Here is a 1,758-nt window from a genome sequence, read left to right on the forward strand (position 1 = left end):
CCACCTCGGCGCAAAGGCCCGGCGCGCGGGCGTGGAACTCCGCCACCATCTCCTCCAGCGTCGGCAGGATGTGGCTGCGGAAGTCGACCGTGAAGACGACCTTCTCGGCGATGATGTTGCGGCTGTTCGGGTAGACGTCGATATGGCCGATCGCGCCCACCGCGTTCGGCTGGCGCTTCATCGCGATCTCGTGGACCAGCTCGGTGACGCGGGCCAGGCCGCGCCCCGCATTGCGGCGCAGGTACATCGGGGTGGAGCCGGTATGCTGGCCCTTGCCGGTGACCGTGCATTCGATCCACCTCAGGCCCTGGCCGTGGGTGACGACGCCGATCTCCCGCCCCTCGGCCTCGAGGATCGGGCCCTGCTCGATATGCAGCTCGAAAAGCGCGTGGATCTTGCGCGCGCCGACCTTCTCGCTGCCCTTCCAGCCGATCCGCTCCAGCTCGTCGCCGAACCTGAAACCCTTGGCGTCCTTGCGGTCGTAGGCATAGTCCTGGTCGATCACGCCGGCGAAGACGCCCGACGCGAGCATAGCGGGCGCAAAGCGCGTTCCCTCCTCGTTGGTCCAGTTGACCACGACGATCGGGTGCTTCGTCCGGATGCCGAGGTCGTTCATGGTGCGGACGCATTCGAGCGCCCCGAGAACACCGAGCACGCCGTCATACTTGCCCCCGGTGGGCTGGGTATCGAGGTGCGAGCCCATGTAGACCGGTGCCGCGTCGGGGTCCTCGCCCGCCCGCATGGCGAACATCGAACCCATCTGGTCGACGCCCATCGTCAGCCCGGCATCCTCGCACCAGGACTGGAAGAGCCGGCGCCCCTCGGCATCGGCATCCGTCAGGGTCTGGCGGTTGTTGCCGCCCGCCACGCCGGGGCCGATCTTCGCCATCTCCATGAGGCTGTCCCAGAGCCGGGCGGAATCGATCCTGAGGTTCTCTCCGGGTGCGGGCATCTTGTCCTCCTGTCGGTCCTTCCGGGGTCTTCCGTGCCCCTTGCGACGACTCGTTTTCTGACCGTATGGTCAAGGTCGAGAGCACCACAGCCTGACCAACCGGTCAACGGAAATCTGGCGAGGACATGGCCGCCCCCGACCGCCTGACGAAGCGCAACGCGATCCGCCGCGAGAACGAGCGGCTGATCCTCGCGGCTGCCGAAAAGGTCTTCGCCGAGGCAGGCTTCGGCGGTGCTACGATGCAGCTCATCGCCGACATGGCCGGGCTGCCCAAGGCGAACCTGCACTACTACTTCGCCACCAAGGAAGAGCTCTACCGCAAGGTAGTGCAGCAGATCTTCGAGATCTGGCTCCACGCGGCCGAGAGCTTCGACAAGGCGCCGGGGCCGGTCGAGGGGATCGGCGCCTACATCGACGCCAAGATGGAAATCTCCCGCCGCCATCCCTTCGGCTCGAAGGTCTGGGCCAGCGAGGTGATGCATGGCGCGCCGGTGATCCAGGACTATCTGGAGACGACGCTGAGGGACTGGACCGAGGGGCGCGCCGCGGTGATCCGGCGCTGGATCGCCGAGGGCAAGATGGCGCCGGTCGATCCCCACCACCTTCTCTACATGCTCTGGGCGACGACGCAGCACTACGCCGACTTCGGCCACCAGATCGAGACGCTGAACGGCGGCAGGCCCCTCAGCGCGCAGCAATGGGCCCGGGCGAAGGAAAGCGTGAAGGCGATCATCCTGAAGGGGATCGGCGCGACTCCCGCGCAGGCGGACATCATCTGAAGGCGAGCGCCTCGACGGCCTCGGCAA

At 67.0% G+C, this 1,758-nt stretch carries 2 protein-coding genes; one reads left to right on the top strand and one right to left on the bottom strand.

The window, feature by feature from the left end; translation table 11 throughout:
- On the bottom strand, positions 1-952 hold a 952-nt coding region (locus ACMUOO_RS17395), incomplete at its 3' end, for an allantoate amidohydrolase (RefSeq protein WP_413855830.1).
- A 125-nt stretch (positions 953-1,077) separates the two neighbouring features.
- On the opposite strand from ACMUOO_RS17395, the gene ACMUOO_RS17400 reads away from it, so the two are divergent.
- Positions 1,078-1,731, top strand: a complete 654-nt coding sequence (locus ACMUOO_RS17400) for a TetR/AcrR family transcriptional regulator (RefSeq protein ID WP_301918939.1) — start codon at positions 1,078-1,080, stop codon at positions 1,729-1,731.
- Positions 1,732-1,758: the final 27 nt, after the last annotated feature.

The organism is Albidovulum sp., from assembly GCF_041919395.1.
Classification (GTDB): domain Bacteria; phylum Pseudomonadota; class Alphaproteobacteria; order Rhodobacterales; family Rhodobacteraceae; genus Albidovulum.